Annotated in this window: 16 protein-coding genes; 1 reads left to right on the top strand and 15 read right to left on the bottom strand. The window is 60.8% G+C overall.

The annotated features are described in order from the left end of the window. Positions 1–3: 3 nt before the first annotated feature. The 12 genes from WI754_RS19170 to WI754_RS19115 form a co-directional block, all read right to left on the bottom strand. Positions 4–1,101: a BMP family ABC transporter substrate-binding protein gene (locus tag WI754_RS19170; protein ID WP_349435027.1), complete on the bottom strand. Its 1,098-nt coding sequence runs from the start codon at positions 1,099–1,101 to the stop codon at positions 4–6. Between the two features lie 25 nt (positions 1,102–1,126). Next, positions 1,127–2,506: an amidohydrolase gene (locus WI754_RS19165; protein WP_349435026.1), complete on the bottom strand. Its 1,380-nt coding sequence runs from the start codon at positions 2,504–2,506 to the stop codon at positions 1,127–1,129. Position 2,507: 1 nt separating this feature from the next. After that, entirely contained in the window at positions 2,508–3,167 is a 660-nt protein-coding gene (locus tag WI754_RS19160) for a glutathione S-transferase family protein (RefSeq protein WP_349435025.1), read from the bottom strand. Further along, entirely contained in the window at positions 3,164–4,003 is an 840-nt protein-coding gene (locus WI754_RS19155; RefSeq protein ID WP_349435024.1) for an aromatic ring-hydroxylating dioxygenase subunit alpha, read from the bottom strand. Before WI754_RS19155 ends, WI754_RS19160 begins: the two co-directional genes overlap by 4 nt. Beyond that, positions 4,000–4,653 carry a Rieske 2Fe-2S domain-containing protein gene (locus tag WI754_RS19150; RefSeq protein ID WP_349435023.1) on the bottom strand — a complete coding sequence of 218 codons (654 nt, stop codon included), beginning with the start codon at positions 4,651–4,653 and terminating at the stop codon, positions 4,000–4,002. The genes WI754_RS19155 and WI754_RS19150 overlap by 4 nt, the downstream gene beginning before the upstream one ends. A gap of 167 nt (positions 4,654–4,820) precedes the next feature. Further along, positions 4,821–5,090, bottom strand: a complete 270-nt coding sequence (locus WI754_RS19145) for an acylphosphatase (protein ID WP_349435022.1) — start codon at positions 5,088–5,090, stop codon at positions 4,821–4,823. Between the two features lie 290 nt (positions 5,091–5,380). Beyond that, complete coding sequence (locus WI754_RS19140) at positions 5,381–7,033, bottom strand: GMC family oxidoreductase (RefSeq protein WP_349435021.1); 1,653 nt, start codon at positions 7,031–7,033, stop codon at positions 5,381–5,383. An 84-nt stretch (positions 7,034–7,117) separates the two neighbouring features. Then, entirely contained in the window at positions 7,118–8,200 is a 1,083-nt protein-coding gene (locus WI754_RS19135) for an ATP-binding cassette domain-containing protein (RefSeq protein WP_349435020.1), read from the bottom strand. Positions 8,201–8,207: 7 nt separating this feature from the next. Then, on the bottom strand, positions 8,208–9,092 hold the full coding sequence (locus WI754_RS19130; RefSeq protein ID WP_349435019.1) for a carbohydrate ABC transporter permease: 885 nt from the start codon (positions 9,090–9,092) through the stop codon (positions 8,208–8,210). Beyond that, entirely contained in the window at positions 9,092–9,979 is an 888-nt protein-coding gene (locus tag WI754_RS19125; protein WP_349435018.1) for a sugar ABC transporter permease, read from the bottom strand. Before WI754_RS19125 ends, WI754_RS19130 begins: the two co-directional genes overlap by 1 nt. 102 nt (positions 9,980–10,081) lie before the next feature. After that, the gene (locus tag WI754_RS19120; RefSeq protein WP_349435017.1) at positions 10,082–11,314 is read right to left on the bottom strand and encodes an ABC transporter substrate-binding protein; all 1,233 of its coding nucleotides are present in this window, start codon (positions 11,312–11,314) and stop codon (positions 10,082–10,084) included. Positions 11,315–11,375: 61 nt separating this feature from the next. Further along, entirely contained in the window at positions 11,376–12,329 is a 954-nt protein-coding gene (locus WI754_RS19115; RefSeq protein ID WP_349435016.1) for a sugar phosphate isomerase/epimerase, read from the bottom strand. 222 nt (positions 12,330–12,551) lie between these two features. On the opposite strand from WI754_RS19115, the gene WI754_RS19110 reads away from it, so the two are divergent. After that, on the top strand, positions 12,552–13,619 hold the full coding sequence (locus tag WI754_RS19110) for a LacI family DNA-binding transcriptional regulator (RefSeq protein ID WP_349435015.1): 1,068 nt from the start codon (positions 12,552–12,554) through the stop codon (positions 13,617–13,619). Between the two features lie 336 nt (positions 13,620–13,955). On the opposite strand, the gene WI754_RS19105 is transcribed toward WI754_RS19110, so the two are convergent. The 3 genes from WI754_RS19105 to WI754_RS19095 form a co-directional block, all read right to left on the bottom strand. Beyond that, positions 13,956–15,113 (bottom strand): UDP-galactopyranose mutase, encoded by a 1,158-nt coding sequence (locus tag WI754_RS19105; protein WP_349435014.1) that lies wholly within the window; start codon positions 15,111–15,113, stop codon positions 13,956–13,958. 92 nt (positions 15,114–15,205) lie between these two features. After that, the gene (locus WI754_RS19100) at positions 15,206–16,459 is read right to left on the bottom strand and encodes a hypothetical protein (protein WP_349435013.1); all 1,254 of its coding nucleotides are present in this window, start codon (positions 16,457–16,459) and stop codon (positions 15,206–15,208) included. Positions 16,460–16,498: 39 nt separating this feature from the next. Beyond that, positions 16,499–18,544, bottom strand: coding sequence for a glycosyl transferase (locus WI754_RS19095; RefSeq protein WP_349437876.1), 2,046 nt, complete (start codon positions 18,542–18,544; stop codon positions 16,499–16,501). Positions 18,545–18,688: the final 144 nt, after the last annotated feature.

Below are 18,688 nucleotides of genomic sequence, written 5' to 3'. Positions count from 1 at the left end.
GGATTACTTCGGCAGCGGCGTGGCGACGCCCTTGACGTGCCAATCCATCGCGACGATCTCGCCATCGGCGAGCGTCGCACCGGCGGCCACCCCTTCGCTGCCGTCGGCCTTGGTGATCGGCCCGGTGAACGGCGAGAAGCTGCCATCTGCGATCTTCGCCTCGATCTGCTTGATCTTCGTCATCATGTCAGCCGGAATGTCCGGGTTCCAGTCAACCACTTCGACGACCTTGTCGGTGACACCGAGGAAGGTATTGGCGCCCTTGAACGAGCCGGCGAAATGGGCGTCGACCGACGCCTTGAAGAAGGGCGACCAGTCCGTCGCGACGCAGCCGAGATAGGTTTTCGGGGCGTATTTCTTCATCGACGAGTTGAGGTTGAAGGCATAGACGCCCGCTTCCTCGCAGGCCGCGATGACAGACGGCGTGTCCTGCGCGTTGGAGAAGATCACGTCGCAGTTCTGGGCGATCAGGGCCTTCGCGGCTTCCTGCTCCTTGGCCGGGTCGAACCAGGAGTTCACCCAGACGACCGACACCTCGATGTCGGGCTTTACCGTCTGCGCGCCCAGCGTAAAGGCGTTGATGGAGGTGATCAGCTCGGGAATCGCGAAGGCGGAGACCGAGCCGAGCTTGCCGGTCTTGGAGAGCGCGGCGGCAGCCATGCCGAGCAGGTAGGTGCCCTGGAAATACTTGGCTGCGAAGGGCGAGAAGTTCGGAGCCACCTGGAAGCCGGAGGCATGCAACACAGTGACGCTCGGATCGCGGCGGGCGATCTGCAGGGCGCCGTTCTGGTAGCCGAAGGAACCGGCGATCAGGAACTTGCTCCCGTCGGCGATCGTCTTGTTCATGATGCGGTCGGCATCCGGACCTTCCGCGATGTTCTCCAGAACGGTCACCTTCACCTTGTCGCCGTAAGCGGCCTTGACCGGTTCGAGGCCGGCGGCAAGCGCGTGGCCCCAGCCGACGTCGCCGACGGGCGACGGAAGCACGAGCGTGATGCCGAGCGGCTCATCGGCCGCGAGGGCAAGGCGGCTGCCGAGTGTGCCGGCGAGGCCGGTGGCGGCAGCAGCCTTCATCAGGTTTCTGCGGGTCAGTTTGGTCATGATGTCAGTTCCCTCTTTTGGTTTTTTAAAATTCCACGGTGGCGAGTGCAGCCTCGGCATCGGCAAACAGCTTGGCCTCGTCGAGCCCGACGAACTCGCCCTTCTGCCAGACGATGCGGCCATTGATCATGGTCATGTCGGTCGGCATGCCGATGCCCACCTTGGCAATCAGGCTCAGCGGATCATGTCGCGTGCCGACGTAGTCCATGCGCTGCGTGTCGATCGCAAAAAAGTCGGCGGCCATGCCGGGGGCGAGCCGGCCGATGTCGCGGCGGCCGAGAAGGCTTGCGCCGCCGGTCGTGGCATAGCTCAGGAAGTCGACCGGGGGCGGGACGGGATGAGCGCGCGACGATGCGGTCAGGCACTGCAGCATGTAGGCGGAGTGGATGCAGTGCATCAGGTTCGAATTGTCGTTCGACGCCGCTCCGTCGCAGCCGAGACCGACGCGCAGGCCGAAGGCCGACATCGCCGGAATATCCGTGACCTCGGCGCCGACCAGATAGACCGGCTCCGGGCAGTGGGAGACACCGGTGCCGCTTGCAGCCATCGTCCGCAGCTCGTCATGGGTCAGCTCCCAGCAATGGGCGTAGAAGGCATCGGGGCCGGCAAAGCCGAGCTCCTCGCAGTAGTCCACCGTGCGCATGCCATGACGGGCCTGAATGACCGGGCTTTCACCTTCGCCCACGTGCGTGTGCATCTGCACGCCGCGGTCACGCGCCAGCGCCACCGATTCCACGAAGGTCTCGCGGTAGCAGTTGACCGGCTGGCAGGGCGCGACGACGACCTGCCGCATGCTGAAGGGGCTCTTGTCGTGATAGGTGTCGATGAGGCGGGCACAATCGGCAATGAACTCGTCGGTCGTCTCCAGCATGGCGTCCGGGATAGTGGAGCCTTCCGACTTCGGCAGCGTGTTGCCGCCGCGTCCAGCATGGAAGCGCATGCCGAAGAGATCGGCCGCCTCGAACTGGCGGTCGATCAGCCGCTTTCCGGCATGCCGGGGAAAATTATACTGGTGGTCAAAGGCCGTTGTGCAGCCATGCTTGATCATCTCGGCCATGGCCGTGACCGAGGAGTGGTAAAAGCATTCCTCGTTGAGTTGCGAAAAGATCGGATAGATGCGGTCTAGCCATTCGATGACCGACAGCTTCGTCCAGTCGAGGTCTGCGCGGTTACGCACGAAGCACTGGAAGAAATGGTGGTGCGTATTGACGAGCCCGGGATAGACGAACCAGCCGGTGGCGTCCTGCGTGATCGTGCCGGCGGGCAGCTCATCTGCCCCGAGATTTTCGCCAATTGCCTGGATCGCCGGGCCGTTCGTCAGGAGATCGACGTTGCGATGGACGGTCGGACCCTTGCCCTCGTCGACAATGACTGCCGCGCAATTCTTCAGAAGGAGGCCTGCCATGTCACGCCTCGCCCGGTTCGATATGGGGGTCGGGCTTCAATTCATGCAGCCGGTGGATGCCTGGCATCTCGATGAAGTTTTCAAGGCTGCGCAGCGAGCGGGACCAGAGGCGGATCGCCGGGTAGGGGTCAAGCGAGACGCCGCCGTCCGGCGCGAGCGCCACGTAAGGGAAGCAGGCAATATCGGCGACCGTCGGCCGATCCGATGCGAGGAACCGCATGCCGCGAAGACCCTGCTCGACCAGGCCTGCTTCCAGCTCGCGGAGCGCCGCGATGCCCTGAGCCTGGAGTGCTGTGATGTCACCCGGACGCAGGAGCATTTCATGAAGCCGCGCGCCTCCGAGGCTCGCGGTCAGCCGGTTGGAGAAGGAGAGCCACTGCTGGACGCGCGCCGTTTCCTCCGCGGCAGCGCTGCCCAGCCAATCGGGTGCCGCCCTTGCGGCAAGGTAGACGAGCATGGCCGAGGATTCGGTCAAGATCAGGTCTCCGTCCTCGAGGATCGGGATCGAGCCTGCCGGATTGAGCGCCATGAGTTCCGGGCCGCGATGCTCGGCGCCGGGGTGGAAATCCACCGGGCGGATATCGAGTTTCACGCCGGTCAGCGCCGCCATCAGGCGCACTTTGTAGCAGCTGGGCGAGAGGATGTAATCGTAGAGCTTCATTGCGCCACCAGCTGTGCGCCGTATGTGTAGTCGTGGCGTTTCAGCCAGCGTCTGTAGGCGACCGAGGTCAGGTCGGCCCGCGTCGGAATTTCCATGCCCGGATCGAGCGGCAGGAGCCGGGGGATCTGGTTTTCGAGGATCGACCGGTCTTGCAGGAAGATCGTCTGCTGAAAGTGGATCAGATCGGTCATCGGTGTGACATCGTCGAAGAGTGCCATCCACGGCCAGACGTCGCACAGATCCTCGGCAAGCGGTTGGACGAAAAGCGTGATGACGTCCCATTCGCTCGGGCGCGGCGGGCAGGTCTTGTAGAGAACGGCGCAGGTCGGCGCTGGCACGCGGTACATATACTCCGTCGTAATGCCGCCGCTTGCCGATTTGGCAGCCTGCGGCTGGTAGAATTTCACCTGCGTAGCCCAGACCTCGTCTTCCCGGATTTCGACCTTGTAGTTCTGGACCTCCGTGTGTGGCTCCGCACCCAGGATGTCGGTGTGCACGAAGGGAAAATGCGCAATGTCGAGAAAGTTCTCCACCGCACGCAGCGGCGAGCAGCGCACGCGAACCACGCCGACATCGACAAACCGGCGGCCGGCCTGGTCAGCCTCGGGGATCGCGAAAAGCGCCTTCTGCGGGGTGCCGATGGACGACCAGACGTGGCCGTAGCGGACGCATACGGGTAAGGGGCGTCCATTTCCGCCCGTCACTTTCGCATTGCCTTCGGCGTCGCGCGCGACGTCGATCGGCTCGCCCATCAGGGCCGTCCTGCGTCCCGCGGCGTCGAGGTCGCTGAAAAGGCCGACCGGATACCACTCGTCGATCATCGCATTGTGCGTCATGGCGCGATCCCTTTGGCCTGGAGAGCTTCGGCCGCTCGCCGCAGGGTCTCGGCGGCACGTGACGCGGCGATGCGCTGGGCCGGATTGCTGTTGTCGCTCAGTAGAACATGGATCAGCGTCTGATCGTCCTCCTGCGGGGCGAGCAGCAACTGGATCGTCTGCGAAGCCTGTACCTTCCAGACAATACCCTCGGGGCCGGCCTTCGCGCCGGCCGCAGCTTCGAGCGCCGCAACGCTGGCATGTGCCAGCAGGGAGCGCAGGGGGACGAGGCCTTCAAACCGCGGGGGCTGGGCTGCGGGTTCTCCAACGGCAACCCAGATGAGCCCGTCGGACTCTTCGACCTGCTGCGTTGCCACCCGTATCGTTTCTGGCGGCGTCAGCCCCGGATGGGCTGGAATGCGCAGACAGTTTCCTGCCCGGGCATAACTCCAGCCGTGATAGATGCAGGAAAGCGCTTCGCCGCGCACGAAGCCGTGAGACAAGCGCATCCCGCGATGGGGACAGCGATCCGCCGATGCCGCAGTGCGCCCCGAATCGCTTCGCCAGAGGGCAATTGATCCGGCTGGCGTCCGTGCCGGCATCACGGTTCCCGCCGGCAAATCCGCGGAAAGGGCGACTGGCGTCCAGGAGCCGGTCGTATCGGATAGCATGACTCAACTTTCTGCATAATATCAGTGTCTTGCTGGCTATGGCTCCGAAGTCGTCACCGATGGTCTGCAGCCCAGCGCCCTCACGTTTGCATAATTATTTCGCAATGGCAATATTGGTTAAATAAGGGGCAAAAGATGTACGGGCGGCGAAAAGAGCCATCGTGGCCCTAGTCGGTTTGGTCGTCGATCGGCGTGCGTTCTATCGTCTCCACCCAGACGTCGATGGGCCCCAGAGAACACCCCATCTCCATCATGTCGATCAGTTCTTCCGGTCCCGCGATTTCGAGTTCGATCCGGGCGGGGCTGGTGTGGGATATGGCCTGGGAGAGCCCGAGCTTGGCGGCATGGCGCTGGATCCAGGGGACGAAGGAGGCAGCATCAAGATCGCCGAGAATTGTCATCCGTTCGCGGAAGTGGCTCTGATGTTGCTCCGTCATGAAAGATCTCACGCTTGGTTTCTCGGTACACAGCATAGCGCCTGAATGAACTTGCGGAAGGGGGATTGTCAAAGCGAGGATGTCGCGCCGTGCGCGGCCGTAGGTTTTTTCTTTGTTCGTCACTCCGCGGAGCCCGCCGTTGTAGGAAGGGGCATTTGGCAGCAGACAGTGCATTTGCCCGAACGAGCAGACTACGCGATAAAAAGGCTGTGCGGTTTTGGTGCCATCTGTAGTAACAAGCGCGCGTTGACTATGCTTGATGTCGGGTCTTTGGAGCCATCGAAACGTGCTTACAGCTGTCCCGCTCGATACTGGTCGACGAGGTTCCGGCAGGCGCGGATCGTCAGGGCCATGACGGTGAGCGTCGTGCCGGCTACGCCGCTGCCCGGGAAGGCGCTGGCGTCTGTGACGATGAGATTCGGCGCGTCCCACACCTGGTTATAGGGATTGAGCACCGAAGCCTTCGGGGTTTCACCCATCCGCGCACCACCTGTCTCATGGATCGCCGCGCCCATGCACATGGTCTTGCGGAACCATTTTCGGAACATAAACCGGCTGAAGACGTCGGCTTCGGGGAAGGCGCCCTTGCCCATCTCCTTAAGGCCGGTGGGCGAGCCGATGAACTCCAGGTCGCCGCCGATTTCCTTGATCATTCCGATCAGGGTTTCCTCCTGCCTGCGGAGCAGCGCAAGCTCCTCCTCATGCATGACGCAGCGGATATGCGGCACGGGAATGCTCCAGGCATCCTTGCGCCGGGAATCAAGCGTGATGCGGTTGTCAGCGTAGGGCAGCATGCGACCGAAGCCGAAGAAGGCCAGGCGCGCGTCGGTGCCGTCGGGCACGGGGGCGCGGCCGACGCTGCCCTGGTAGTCGAAGTCACCGCGAGCGGCATCGTCCTCTCCGAAACGGGGAATAAAAATCCCGCCCGACGGGTTGTAGAACGGGTCCGTTGGTGCGGATTCATCGAGCGCCCAGCCTTTTGCTTTCGAGAAGGAACCGAAGGCAAGGCACGGAAGCTGGTCCATGAAATAGCGCCCCAGCGCGCCGGACCTGTTGCCGAGCCCGCCCGGATGGTTCGTCGACGCCGAGTTCAAAAGGAGCCGCACGCTTTCGATCGGAGAGGCGCAAAGCACCACTGTCGCGGCGCGGACTGTCGACACCTTGCCCGTGTTGCGGTCAAGGAATTCCGCGCCGGTAGCGTGGCCGGTTTTATCGTCCGTGGTGATGCGGCGAACGACTGCGTCATACTGGACTGTTAGCCGGCCGCTGGCCTGAGCCTCCCTGAGCGGCCGCGGCACGCGTTCGGCGTCCGGGGAAATATAGCGCCAGGACACCACGTGCCTGTCCGGCCAACGGCTTTCGACCGCCTCCTTGAAGACTTGTTCCGCGGGCGTTAGGCTCGCGGGCCTTGCATAGACGCCGTCCGGCAGGGTCGGCACATTGTCCTTGTTTCCGTAGAGTCCCAGGTAGGCCTCCACCTCGTCGTAGAGAGGCGCGAGCTCGTCATAGGAGATTGGCCAGTCCACGCCTTTGCCGGTTCGCGAGCGGATCTTGAAGTCCTCGTCGGTCCAGCGCAGCAGCACCCGGCCGAAACTGTGGAGGCGCCCGCCGCCCTGACGGCCACGGATCCAAAGGAAAGGCGCGTCCTTCGGTGCCGTGTAGGGGTTCTTGCGGTCATTGACAAAGAAGTGGCTGAAACGCTCGGTGAAAAAGGCCGCACGCGCCTGGATAGGCTGGCCTTTGACGGTGGCTCGTGCGCGCTCCCAGATATTGATGCTGCTTGCAGGCGCCTTCTTGCGGGCGGGATCGAAATCCTTCGGCCCGACGGCGGGACCGGCCTCGAGAAGCAGCACCGACAGGCCTTGCGCCGTCAGTTCCTTTACCGCGAAGGAACCCGCCGCGCCGGAGCCGATCACCAGCGCATCATAGACGATCTGAGACATGTCTTTCCAATTCCTGTTCTGGAGCTATTCCTCAAAGACGCGCGAAGCGCGTCCGGAACTGCGAGAAAACAAAGGGATCGTGCATCACAGCCGCGATCCGTCGGCGCCGAAGAGCGACGCCTTGGCAATATCGATCCCGGGAGCCGTGGCGTCGCCGGGCTGCAGGGTGACCTCGCCCATAAGCCGGAGCGAGAGACTTTGGCCGGCCCAGTCGAACCAGAGGACTGCCTCCGACCCCATCGGTTCGACAACGGAGACGCGACCAGGAAGGGTGGGGAGGCGACTTGCCTCGCCGTCGAGCACCAGGTGGTCCGGGCGGAAACCGAGCGTTGCCGGTCCATCCGACGCTGCCGCCTGGAAGGAATAGCCGGAGAGATCGACCGCAAGTCCGTTGCTCAGGAAGACAGGCGACCCGTTGCCACGCTCAATCCGGCCCTCGACGAAATTCATGGACGGAGCACCGATGAAGCCTGCGACGAACAGATTGGCCGGGCGATGATAGATCTCTGCTGGCGAGGCAAGCTGCTGGATCACGCCATCGCGCATGATGGCGATGCGGTCGGCGAGCGTCAGGGCCTCGACCTGATCGTGGGTCACGTAGATCATGGTGTTGCCGAGGCTCTGGTGCAGCTTCTTAATCTCGACGCGCAATTCGTTGCGTAGCTTGGCGTCGAGGTTAGACAGCGGCTCGTCGAAGAGGAAGACGTCCACTTCGCGAACCAGCGCCCGGCCGATGGCGACGCGCTGGCGCTGGCCGCCCGACAGTTCTGCAGGCCGCCGGTTGAGCAGCTTATCGAGGTGGAGAAGGGCGGCTGTGCGCGCGACACGCGCCTCGATCTCGGCCTTCGGCAGGCCCGCGACGCGGAGACCGAAGGAGAGGTTCTTGCGGACCGACATGCGCGGATAGAGCGCGTAGGACTGGAAGACCATGCCGATGCCGCGGTCCTTCGGCTCCTCCCAGCTGACGTTCTTGCCGGAGATCCAGATCTCGCCGGCGGTGATGTCCTGAAGGCCGGCGATAGCGTTCAGAAGTGTGGACTTGCCGCAGCCGGACGGGCCGAGCAGGACCAGGAATTCCCGGGGCGCGATGTCGATCGACATCTTCTCGATCACCGAATGATTGCCATAGGCGATTTTCAGATCCTTGATGGAAACGGCGGATTGCATGGAAGCGTTACCCCTTGACTGCGCCGGCGGCGATGCCGCGCACGAACCAGCGGCCGGACAGGAAATAGATGGCGAGCGGAACGATGGCGGTCAGGATCGTCGCCGCCATGTTCACGTTGTAATTGCGCTCGCCCATGGTGGTGTTGACGATGTTGTTGAGCTGAACGGTCATCGGCAGGTTGTCGCGCCCGGCGAAGACGAGACCGAGCAGAAAATCGTTCCAGATGCCGGTGAACTGGAGCATGGAGACCACGACGACCATCGGCACGGCAATCGGCAGCATGATCTCGAAAAAGATGCGCCAGAAGCCGGCGCCATCGACGCGCGCAGCCTTGCATAGCTCTTCCGGCACGCTGACGAAGTAGTTGCGGAAGAGCAGCGTCACCAGCGGCAGGCCGAAGATGACATGGACGAGAATGATACCGGCGAGTGAATTGTAGAGGCCGACATTCGCCATCGCCCGGACCATCGGATAAAGGAAGATCTGGTAGGGGATGAGGCCTCCGGCCATCAGCAGACCGAAGAGCACGTTTGCCCCGCGCGGCCGCCAGAGCGACAACGCGTAGCCGTTGACGGCGCCGACGAAGACCGAGAGCGCGACCGAGGGAACGGTGATCGCCACCGAATTCCAGAAGCCGGTGCGGATACCGACGCAGGTGGTTCCCATGCAGGCCCCTGACCAGGCGGTGATCCACGCGGAGAGGTCAAGCGTTTCTGGCAGGGCGAAGATGCGCCCGAGCCGGATTTCGTCCATCGTTTTCAGGGAGGTGACGACCATGGTGTAGAGCGGCAGCAGGAAGAAGAGCGCCGCGACGAAAAGGAAGGCATAGAGGCCGATGCGGCCAGCGGTGATCTGTGTCGGCTTCGGGCCACTTGGGTGGGGTCGGGCCATCAACGAGCTCCCTTGGCTTTGCTGCGCACGTGCATCGCGTAACGGAACGGAGCGACTGCAATGATCACGCCGAGGACGAGCACCGTGGCGCCGGCCGTGGCGAGGCCGAGGTTCTGGCGCCCGAACAGGTTGTCCATGATGAATTTCGCAGGCACCTCTGTCGCATTGCCGGGGCCGCCATTGGTCATGGCAACGACGATGTCGTAGGTCTTGATCACGCCCATGGCGAGCAGCATGCCGGCAGCGGCGAGCGCCGGCCCAAGCTGCGGCAGAATGATCGAGACATAGATCCGCCAGACAGGGATGCCGTCTATTCGCGCCGCCTTCCACTGCTCGGCCTCGATGCCGCGCATGCCGGCGAGTGCAATGACCATGACGAGACCGGCGCCCTGCCATACGCCTGCCAGCACCAGCGCATAGATCGCCATGTCCCGATTGACCACCCAGTCGAGGACGAAGGTTTCCCAGCCGAGCGACCGCACGCTCGCCTGGATGCCGAGCGTCGGATTGAGCATCCACTGCCAGATCAGGCCCGTCACCACGAAGGACATGGCATAGGGATAGAGGAAGATGGTCCTGAAGGCGCTTTCGAAGCGGATCTTGCGGTCGAGGGCCGCCGCCAGCAGGAAACCGAGCAGCAGGCAGCCGCCGACGTAAAGGACGCCGAAGATCAGCACATTTTGCAACGAAGCGAGCCATTTGGCGGAGGAGAAGAGCTTCGCATATTGGGCGAAGCCGACATAGGTCGACGATGGGAACAGCGTTGAATTGGTGAAGGACAGGCGGATCGACCAGCCCATGGTGCCGATGAAGACCACGACCGCGACGAACCATGTCGGCAGCAGAGCGAAGGTCGCGGAAAGGTGGGGTTTTCGTTTCATTGGCATCGGCCAGCTCTTTGACGGATGGAAAGCGGAGCGCGTGCCGCCGCGCAAGGCGGCGGCCGGCAGCCGTGGCGTAGCGATCAGGCCAGCGCCACGGGCGCAATCTTACTCGAAGATGGCGAAGAAGTTTTCGGCCGCGGAGGCCGTCTCGTTCGAGCCGCCGCTCCAGTATTCGTCGACGAAGTCATCGAGCAGGCCGACCTGTTGGGGCGTCAGCACGATCGCCTGATCCGGTACGATATTGCCGGCGCTCATCAGCTCGAGGCCCTTCTGGGCGCAGACGTCCAGCTTCGACTTGTCGACGTCGGCGCGCATCGGAACCGAGCCCTTCCTGAGAGAGAACTCGACCTGGACAGCCGGGTCCATGACGACTTCGGCCAGTAGCTTCTGGGCCTTGTTGGTCCCGGCGTTGCCGGTCTTGGGGAACCAGAGGGAGTCTGCGATATAGACCATGCCCGGCGATTCCGGAACGATCATGCAGCCATAGTCCTTGCCCGCTTCCTTGCCGGCGACCGTGAATTCGCCCTTCGCCCAGTCGCCCATGAACTGCACGCCGGCCTTGGCGGTGATCAGCATGGCGGTCGCGTCGTTCCAGTTGCGGCCGGCCGCGCCGTCATCGACATAGCCGCGCAGCTTGCCAAGGATATCTAGGGCCTTCTTGACGCCTTCGATGGAGGCCTCGCTCTTGTCCTTGTCGACATAGATCTTCAGGAAGCCGTCGATCCCGACCTGGGAGAGAAGGATCATGTTGAAGACCTTGGTCTGCTGCCAGGGCTGGCCGCCCCAGGCGACGGGGACGATACCGGCGGCCTTCAGCTTGTCGAGGCCGGAGAAGAATTCGTCCCAGGTCTTTGGCTCCTCTGCGATACCGGCCTTTTCGAAGGCTTCCTTCGAATAGAACACCCAGCTTTCGCCATGGGCGCCGGTCGGCGCGAGATAGACCTGGCCGTCGTAGGAAATTAGGTCGTAGATCGACTTCGGCAGGGCGTCCGCCCATTTGCCGGCGACGGCCACGTCGTCGATCGGATTGAACAAGCCCTGGCCTACGAAATCGGCGGCGGCAAGGCCGATGACGCCCTGTTTGGCGCCGGGCGGGTCACCGGCGACGATACGGTTCTGGAAGGCGGCATCGGCCGCGCCGAAACCGGCGATCGAGGAGTCCTTCCAGACGCCGCCGCGCTTCTCGAATTCGGTCTTGATGATATTGAGCGCCGCCGCTTCGCCGCCCGAAGTCCAGGACGACATGATCTCGATCGTCGGCTTGTCCTCGGCATGGGTCGGGGCAAGCATGCCAGCGAATACAACGCCGGCAAGAAACAGTTTCATCGTGCTTTTCATTGTTCCACCTCTTGAAAAAAATGCCCTCTTGGCGGGGCATTGGTGCTCTTGGGAATAAACCTCAGCGATAGATCGGCAGGAGCGCCTGCCGGACGAGCGTGAGCCCGTTGGCAATGTCGCGGACCGGATCGGGCGCGGCATCGAGTTCGAGGATCGCCCAGCCTTCATAGGCCCGGTCGCGCAGCAGCCGGATCCAGGCCGGCCAGTCGACCCGTCCGAGGCCGAAGCCGCAGAAATAGGACTGGTGGCGATCGTGGATGTGCTCGTCGATCTGCGTCTCGGCGGGCATGGGGCCGATCGCATCCTTCCAATGGGCGATGATCATGCGCTCGTGATGGCGATCGACGAGTTGGACGGGATCGGAGCCGGCAACGATGATGTGGGCCGTGTCCGGGCACATATGCACATAGGCCGGGTCGGTCAGCATCATCATCAGGTCGACGTCGCGCGCAGCGGCGAAGATCGAGTGCGCCTCGGTGTGCAACGCCAGCCGCACGCCCCGGGCATAGAGGATTGCACCGAGCCGGTTCAGGAAATCGGCGATCACCTTGGCGCGGTCGAAATCGTGGAACTTAACCGGCTGGGCGCCGAGCGTCTGACGAAGCGGTGCGCCGATCACCATGATATCGCTGCCGCAAGCCTTCAGGAAGTCGGCGTATCTTTCCGCCTTGTCGATGATTGCGCGCTGGGCTTCGAGTTGCGCGAAATCGCCGGCGGCTTCCAGTTCCGCGAAGAAACCACTGCACAGCGTCAGGCCGCGTTTCGTCAGCTCCGCCCCGAAGCCGTCAACGGAACCATAAGTCTTGATCGCGTCCTGCCAGTTGAAGGGAGAGAAAGTCAGCTCGACACCGGTGACGCCGGACGCCTGCACGCTGTCGAAGATCTTGTCCCAGAAGGCGCGTGGTTCAGCGCGCGCATACTCCACGATCGCGTCATGGCTGTTGACGCCCCAGAAGTCGGGATGGAAGAAAGTCACGAGATCAACGCCGAACCGGAGCCTGTCGCCAGTAGCCATAGCCAATCCATTTCCCGAGGGTACGGCTAACCCGCTTGCAGAAGCGTCGCTCTACATCGAATAAGCCATGATTTTTCAATACATTAGATTTTGGCAATCGTTTGCCATGGCTAGATAATAGCCAAGCTGTTTTTTTATGCAAGCGATTTTTGGCAAACGTTTGCTATAAAGCACCGGCTGCCCTAGAATTCTCGGCGAAGCATCCGGAGGAAAGAAGGAAACGTGAGTAAAAACGAAGATATGCCCGGGGAGGAGCAATCAGGTCCATTGATGGCAGATGTAGCGCGGCTTGCCGGCGTTGCTATTTCCACAGTCAGCCGAGCGCTTGCCAATCCCGGGCGGGTGAACGAGAAGACGCGCGCCAAGATCGATGCGGCTGCCAAGCAACTGGGCTACACGCCGAACGCCATGGCGCGCGGCCTGAGGGTCGGCAAATCCAATATCATCATGATCATACTGCCGGGATCGCTCTACTACGGCGCTTCCCAGGTCATTCCGCAGGTCCTGCAGAGCATCAACAGATCGCTTATACAGGGTGGCTACAACCTGATGATCGCCAACCTGGATCGCGACGAAACCTCTGAACGGCACATTCTCGATCTCGCTTTCGGTGGCACGGTTCGCGGAGCCATCATCCTGTCGTCGAAGCTTCCGGAGGTTGACAGACGGTCGCTCGCGAATGCCAACTTGCCGATCGTTTCGATGCTGTTCGATATGAGTGACGTGGGGCTATCGAGCGTCGTGACGAACGATCGCGAGGCAGTGCGTGACGCCACTACCGATCTCATTCGCCTCGGTCACCGGCGCTTCCTTTATCTCGCCGGTCCCGAGGGCAATTACCACGACGTCGAGCGTTACAGTGGCGTCATTGAGGCGCTGGAGGCGGCGGGATTGTCCGAGGCGGCGGTGGTGCGATCTGGTGGCAATCTGGACTATCAGCACGGCTTCGACATCGGCCTCCAGGCGGCGGAAGACTTTGCCGCACTCGCCGCCAAGCCGACGGCAGTGATCGCGACCAGTGACGACATGGCGATCTCCTTCATGAGCCGGATGCAGCACACGGGCCTTACAATCCCAGGCGACCTGTCGATCGTCTCCTTCGACGGTTCCCCTGTCTGCGCTTTCTGCTCTCCGCCGCTCTCTACGATCGAACAGCCGGTGGAAGAGATGGGGCAGGCAGCGGTTGCCCTTCTGCTAGCGGCGATAGGACAGGCGGAAAAGGAGCCGGCGCGCACCGTTATCCGCAGCAAGCTTATTCTGCGGGAGAGCATGGCCGCTCCAAAGAGCTGAGTATAGTGTAGGCTGGCCGTCGACCTTTGTATTTGGCGGGCGTGAACGCAGGTTTTCACCAAAGTCGGCTTTGGGCAGCAATCCGTTCCGAGAAGATCCAGAACGAGTGATGGTGGGAATTCGTCCGCCGGCGAGCGAACGTCCGGACGTGGGTCGATTCCTGCCGCACGGGAGACGTTCTCGTTCGGTGCGCAAACGATCGCATAATGCCTCGAATGGAACGGCTTTAGGACCGTTGCCTGCCGCGGGCTTTGAGTTCGAATCCGTTTGCACGCATCACTTTCCACCTTGTCCGGCTAAGACAAGAAGTTTCACGATGACTGGCTTCGAGTTCTGTTAAACCGGTGTATGCAAAAACACGGGCATCGAAGCGCTCTCTGCCTTTTTGGAAAGATAGAGCCGTGCGGTATCGAGAGCTTCGCGGATTGTCACATCCATATCGAGATAACGGTAGGTTCCAAGCCGTCCTACAAATGTAACGGAGGTTTCCTGCTCGGCGCGTGAGACATAGTCCGCAAGCTGCTCCTTCTCTTTAATCAGGCGAATTGGGTAGTAGGGGATGTCTTCACGGCCGCAGGCGCGTGAGAACTCCCGATAGCAAACAGAGCCGGCATGCTCTTCCCAGGGAGAGAAGTGCTTGTGTTCCGTGACCCGCGTATAGGGTACCGAAACATCCCCATAGTTCATGACTGCGCAGCCTTGGTAGTCGCCTTCATAGGTAAAGCGCTCGAAATCCAGCGTCCGATAGCCCAACTGACCGATTTCGTAGTCGAAATAGCCATCAAGCGGACCGGAATAAAAGACGTGGCCGAAGTCTCTATTTTGGCTGCGGTGAAATTGCGTTTCGAGATTTACCGTGATGTTCTCATGATCAAGAACACGTCCGATCATGTCGGTATAGCCGTTTTCAGGCATTCCCTGGTATTTATGGAAGAAATAGTTGTCGTCGTAATTGAAGCGCACTGGAAGCCGTTTCAGGATGGAGGCTGGCAATTCAGCCGGTGAACAACCCCATTGCTTCTGAGTATATCCTTGGAAAAATGCCTTATACAGGTCTTTTCCGACAAATCGGAGAGCTTGCTCTTCAAATGTTTTTGGATCTTCTATCGTTTTGTCTGCTTGTTCGTCTATGAAGGCGCGTGCCTCTTCTGGTCGGAAATTCTTGCTGAAAAACTGATTGATCGTATGTAGATTGACGGGCAGGGAATAGACTTGATCATTGCTCGTCGTCTTGACGCGATTTTTATAAGGCATAAACGTCTGGAAGCGGTTCACATAGTCCCAGACTTCGGTGTCGTCCGTGTGGAAAATGTGCGGCCCGTAGACATGGACCATGACCCCGGTCTCTTTGTCGCGCTCCGTATGGCAGTTCCCGGCGATATGGTTGCGGGCGTCGAAGACCTCGATTTGATAACCTGCCTGCGCGAGTTCACGCCCAATGACCGCACCCGAAAGTCCGGCCCCAACAACAGCAATTTTTCCGTTCGCGAGCATTCCAAACCAGTCCTATCTCGTGTTTCGCCATGCAGAGTTTGCAAGCAGTGGCAATTATTCTCCCCCGCTTTGGGGGATCCGCGGATTGATCTCTATAGCGACAGTCTCGTGCGCATAAGCGCGCCATAGGCATCGATCAGGCGATCCAGATCCAGTCCTTGCTCCTGCGGCCCGAAACTCAGATGGCTTACGGTAAAATCCGAATAGATCGCGGTGGGACGGTCGAGGAGCGTCGGCAAGTCAACCGTCAGGGCATGCTCGTCGTCACCTTTCGGCAGAGCCATATGCACCAAGTCTCTTCCGAGCCACGATATGAAATTGATCGATTGACGTTCTTTCCACTCGACGACCTCGCTCGGCAAGGGCAGGCGCTTGTCGTCCGTTTGCAGGAAGAAATCGTGAAGCTCAGTGGCGCGCTCGGCGCTTTGCCATAAACTTCCCCCAAATCCGCCGGGCGGGCGCTCAAAATGGCCGAGATGATCGGAAAGCGACCCCGCTACTTGCTGCCAATAGGCGCACACGCCATTGTTCACGACATTGGCCGAGACGACGAAATAATTCGGGTTGGCCCTTCTAAACTCAATGAATTCGTCGAGCTTTTCGATGTCCATGTAAACAATATCGTCATCGCATTTCAGAAATATCGTGTTCGAATAATTCTGTAGTCTTCTGGCGTAGTAGTCGTAAGCCTGCCAATACGGCATTTGTTCATTTGGGTTGCCGACAAAGCGTTGTACGGGGGCGCGCACATCGCAGAGCTCGAGGTCGGCGCCCCATCCGCCGCGGACCATGACCGATGCCCCGGAGGCCAGGTTCAGTTCGGGCCACCTGCCGATCGTCACGTCGTTTACGCGGAGTGCCGGAACGCCTGCTGCGTCGACGTTGAGGACAACCTGATTCGCCCGGCCTGGCGAAAGAACGCCGGGAGTCGATCTATTCCAGATGGCCGGTGCATTTGTGCGATCGAAACTCTTTAATTCGCTACGCGGAAGTCTCCGCAGAGCAGAGTGTTTATTGTTCCAGCCACCAACGACCAGTTCAAAATAATCATCACCATCATCATCTGGAACAACAGCAATATGAAGGTCGTTTGTGATCGCTGCGCTTGTCCGGAATGAAGAATGGGGCGTGACCGTTCCCTTTAACTGGTAAGGCGCCGTGGATCCCATATAGCGAACTGGGCCGAATTCGCGCGTAACCCAGTCATGATCCTGGGGGGAGCGTGTAAAATCCCATACGTGCCATTCATCTATTATCCCGACATCCATCGCCTTGCGGATATATTGTGTCAGAATATCCATTCTTTTTTGTCTGCCAGCAAATGTGACAAGTATAACAGGAACCATACTATCCTCGCCGTCTACAATTGATACCGCTCATGTCTCTTAAACCGTCGGCTTTGCCCATAAGCGGCAATCGCGCGGCAGCGGAGCATAGTCGTGCCACCGGGCCAGTTTTTCGATGTATCGCTGCCGGTAGGTGTGATCGTCCTCGAATTCGACATTTCCCTTAACGATCTCGGCGCCGATCTCGTAATACACGTCGAGATTCTGCAGATCCGGTACCGGCGTTTCGCCGCGCTCGCATTCGCCCTGCATCTGCCAGAACAATTGTTCGAGGCGGCGTACAGTGGCCGGAATGTCGCGCAATACGCTGGTCTCACGTTGGCGTTGCAAGGACTCACTGATGGCCGCGAGGCTCTTGCGGTTGCCCGCGAAGGCAATGGCACGCTGCACGTATTCCTCCGGTGAAGCGCAAGCCAGTTCCGGCACGCCAGCGGCCGCGATGATGCTGCCGCAGAACCGCGAGGCGAAGCTCTTGCCGGGGATGGTCAGGACCGGCAATCCCATGGTGATAGCGTCCGCCGCCGTGGAATGCGCCCCGTAGGGGAACGTGTCCAGGAAGAGATCGGCCAGGCCGATGCGTGCGAGATGGTTCGGATTGGCCGCCTTGGGGGCAAAAATAAGCCGTTCGGGCGCGACGCCGCTTTGCTCGGCTGCCTGCCGCAGGCGCTGGTTGACGGACTCGTCCCCCACAAGCAGCCACAGCACGCTGCCCGGCGTTGCCGAAAGAATGCTCATCCAGCGCGCAAAGCAGCTGGCGGTGATTTTCTGCATGCCGTTGAAGCAGGCGTAGACGAAGGCGTCGTCGGGCAGGCCGGCCTCCGCGCGGCTCGGCCGCGCGGCGATCAGGCGTTTGCGGTCGAGAGGCTGGTTGCAGGGTATCCGCAATACTTTTTCGGAGTAATAGATTTCATTTTCGGGCGGTACGATGTGCTCGTCCGCGATCATGTATTGATGAAACGGGCTGCCCATGGAGCCTGGATAGCCGCAGAAGTTCACGATGACCGGTGCCGGCCGATAGGCGAAGATCTTCGTCCTCGCGTGTTTGGTGTAACCATTGACGTCGACGAGAATGTCGATGTCGTCAGCGGCGATTTGCGTTGCCGCCTCGATGTCGCCGAGCGTTGCGATGTCGCGCCAGCAATCGACGGCGTTTTTGATCCGCTCTTGCGTTGCATCGTTGGTTCGCGGTTCGCCGCAATAATAGACAAAGATTTCGACGCTGCTCTTGTCGTGCAGTTCCAGAACTTCTCTGAGTGCAAAACCGACGGCGTGATCACGTAGATCCGAGGAGACATAGCCGACACGCAAGCGTTGTCCGGTTCCCGATTTCCGCTGCGGCGCCTTACGCGGGAAGCCACCGAGATCGGGCCGCCCGATGAGGGATTTGTTGTAGCGATATGCCTTGGCGAGCTGGAACAGGGGATCGTCGGCATGGCAAGCAAGCGTCAAGGGAGACATCGCGTCCAGCAATTGCTGGGTTGAGACATGCTCCGACGCGACCAAAGCCGGCCACTTGCACTGGCGCTGCCGCAAGGACGTCCAATGCTGGCCAGCCTCGGTCTTGTCGGGGCGCAATTCGATTGCCTGCCACAAAGCTACTTCCGCTTCTTCCAACAGACCCGCGTTCTCCAAAACGCGGCCAATGTGCTGGAGAATCATCAGGCGATGGCCAAGCGTTCCGGCCGTGACCTCGGCGGTCGCCTCCGCGAAACCTCGCCATTGTTGGACGGCCTGGCTTGTCAGGCCGCAATCTTCCAGCGCACGGCCGAGATTGATATGCGCCTGCCCGAACCGCGGATCGAGCTTTAAACAGGCACGCAATGCGTGGATCGAGCCGGCAACGTCGCCCATCTGCCGCAAGGTGACAGAATAATTGAAATAAGCGAATTGCAGCAGAGGATTAGCATCGTTGAATGCGATCCAGGCCTTGTAAAGCTCAGCCGCCTGCGCCTTCTGTCCGGCGGCATTCAGGCTTTCCGCGCTCTGAAACAACTCGGTCAGGGGCAGGTGTTGATTTCGCGCCCGCTCCAACAAGCCGGCGAACTCCGAAACAGTGTCTGCGACGAATGCGTTATTGATGAACATGGACATCCCACGGGCAGGCGGCCTGGCGGCCGGAGTTGAGACTACGCGCGAAAGCGTTATCTCCCTTTATCGGCGCTAGCTTGCTTTGGGCTTGTCGTTTTGCGGTATCGTGCCAGCACTTCCTCAATTGCCACGAAGTTTCTG

The organism is Pararhizobium sp. A13, assembly GCF_040126305.1.
In the GTDB taxonomy this organism is placed as follows: domain Bacteria; phylum Pseudomonadota; class Alphaproteobacteria; order Rhizobiales; family Rhizobiaceae; genus Pararhizobium.
The sequence above is the reverse complement of the archived record's forward strand: the minus strand, read 5'-3'. Positions and strand labels throughout refer to the sequence as shown.

Coding starts and splice junctions, on each gene's coding strand:
- WI754_RS19155 (WP_349435024.1), bottom strand. CDS start 4,003: ATGACGCACAATGCGATGATCGACGAGTGGTATCCGGTCGGCCTTTTC.
- WI754_RS19100 (WP_349435013.1), bottom strand. CDS start 16,459: ATGGTTCCTGTTATACTTGTCACATTTGCTGGCAGACAAAAAAGAATG.
- WI754_RS19120 (WP_349435017.1), bottom strand. CDS start 11,314: ATGAAAAGCACGATGAAACTGTTTCTTGCCGGCGTTGTATTCGCTGGC.
- WI754_RS19105 (WP_349435014.1), bottom strand. CDS start 15,113: ATGCTCGCGAACGGAAAAATTGCTGTTGTTGGGGCCGGACTTTCGGGT.
- WI754_RS19130 (WP_349435019.1), bottom strand. CDS start 9,092: ATGGCCCGACCCCACCCAAGTGGCCCGAAGCCGACACAGATCACCGCT.
- WI754_RS19170 (WP_349435027.1), bottom strand. CDS start 1,101: ATGACCAAACTGACCCGCAGAAACCTGATGAAGGCTGCTGCCGCCACC.
- WI754_RS19135 (WP_349435020.1), bottom strand. CDS start 8,200: ATGCAATCCGCCGTTTCCATCAAGGATCTGAAAATCGCCTATGGCAAT.
- WI754_RS19115 (WP_349435016.1), bottom strand. CDS start 12,329: ATGGCTACTGGCGACAGGCTCCGGTTCGGCGTTGATCTCGTGACTTTC.
- WI754_RS19165 (WP_349435026.1), bottom strand. CDS start 2,506: ATGGCAGGCCTCCTTCTGAAGAATTGCGCGGCAGTCATTGTCGACGAG.
- WI754_RS19150 (WP_349435023.1), bottom strand. CDS start 4,653: ATGCTATCCGATACGACCGGCTCCTGGACGCCAGTCGCCCTTTCCGCG.
- WI754_RS19160 (WP_349435025.1), bottom strand. CDS start 3,167: ATGAAGCTCTACGATTACATCCTCTCGCCCAGCTGCTACAAAGTGCGC.
- WI754_RS19095 (WP_349437876.1), bottom strand. CDS start 18,544: ATGTTCATCAATAACGCATTCGTCGCAGACACTGTTTCGGAGTTCGCC.
- WI754_RS19140 (WP_349435021.1), bottom strand. CDS start 7,033: ATGTCTCAGATCGTCTATGATGCGCTGGTGATCGGCTCCGGCGCGGCG.
- WI754_RS19125 (WP_349435018.1), bottom strand. CDS start 9,979: ATGCCAATGAAACGAAAACCCCACCTTTCCGCGACCTTCGCTCTGCTG.
- WI754_RS19145 (WP_349435022.1), bottom strand. CDS start 5,090: ATGACGGAGCAACATCAGAGCCACTTCCGCGAACGGATGACAATTCTC.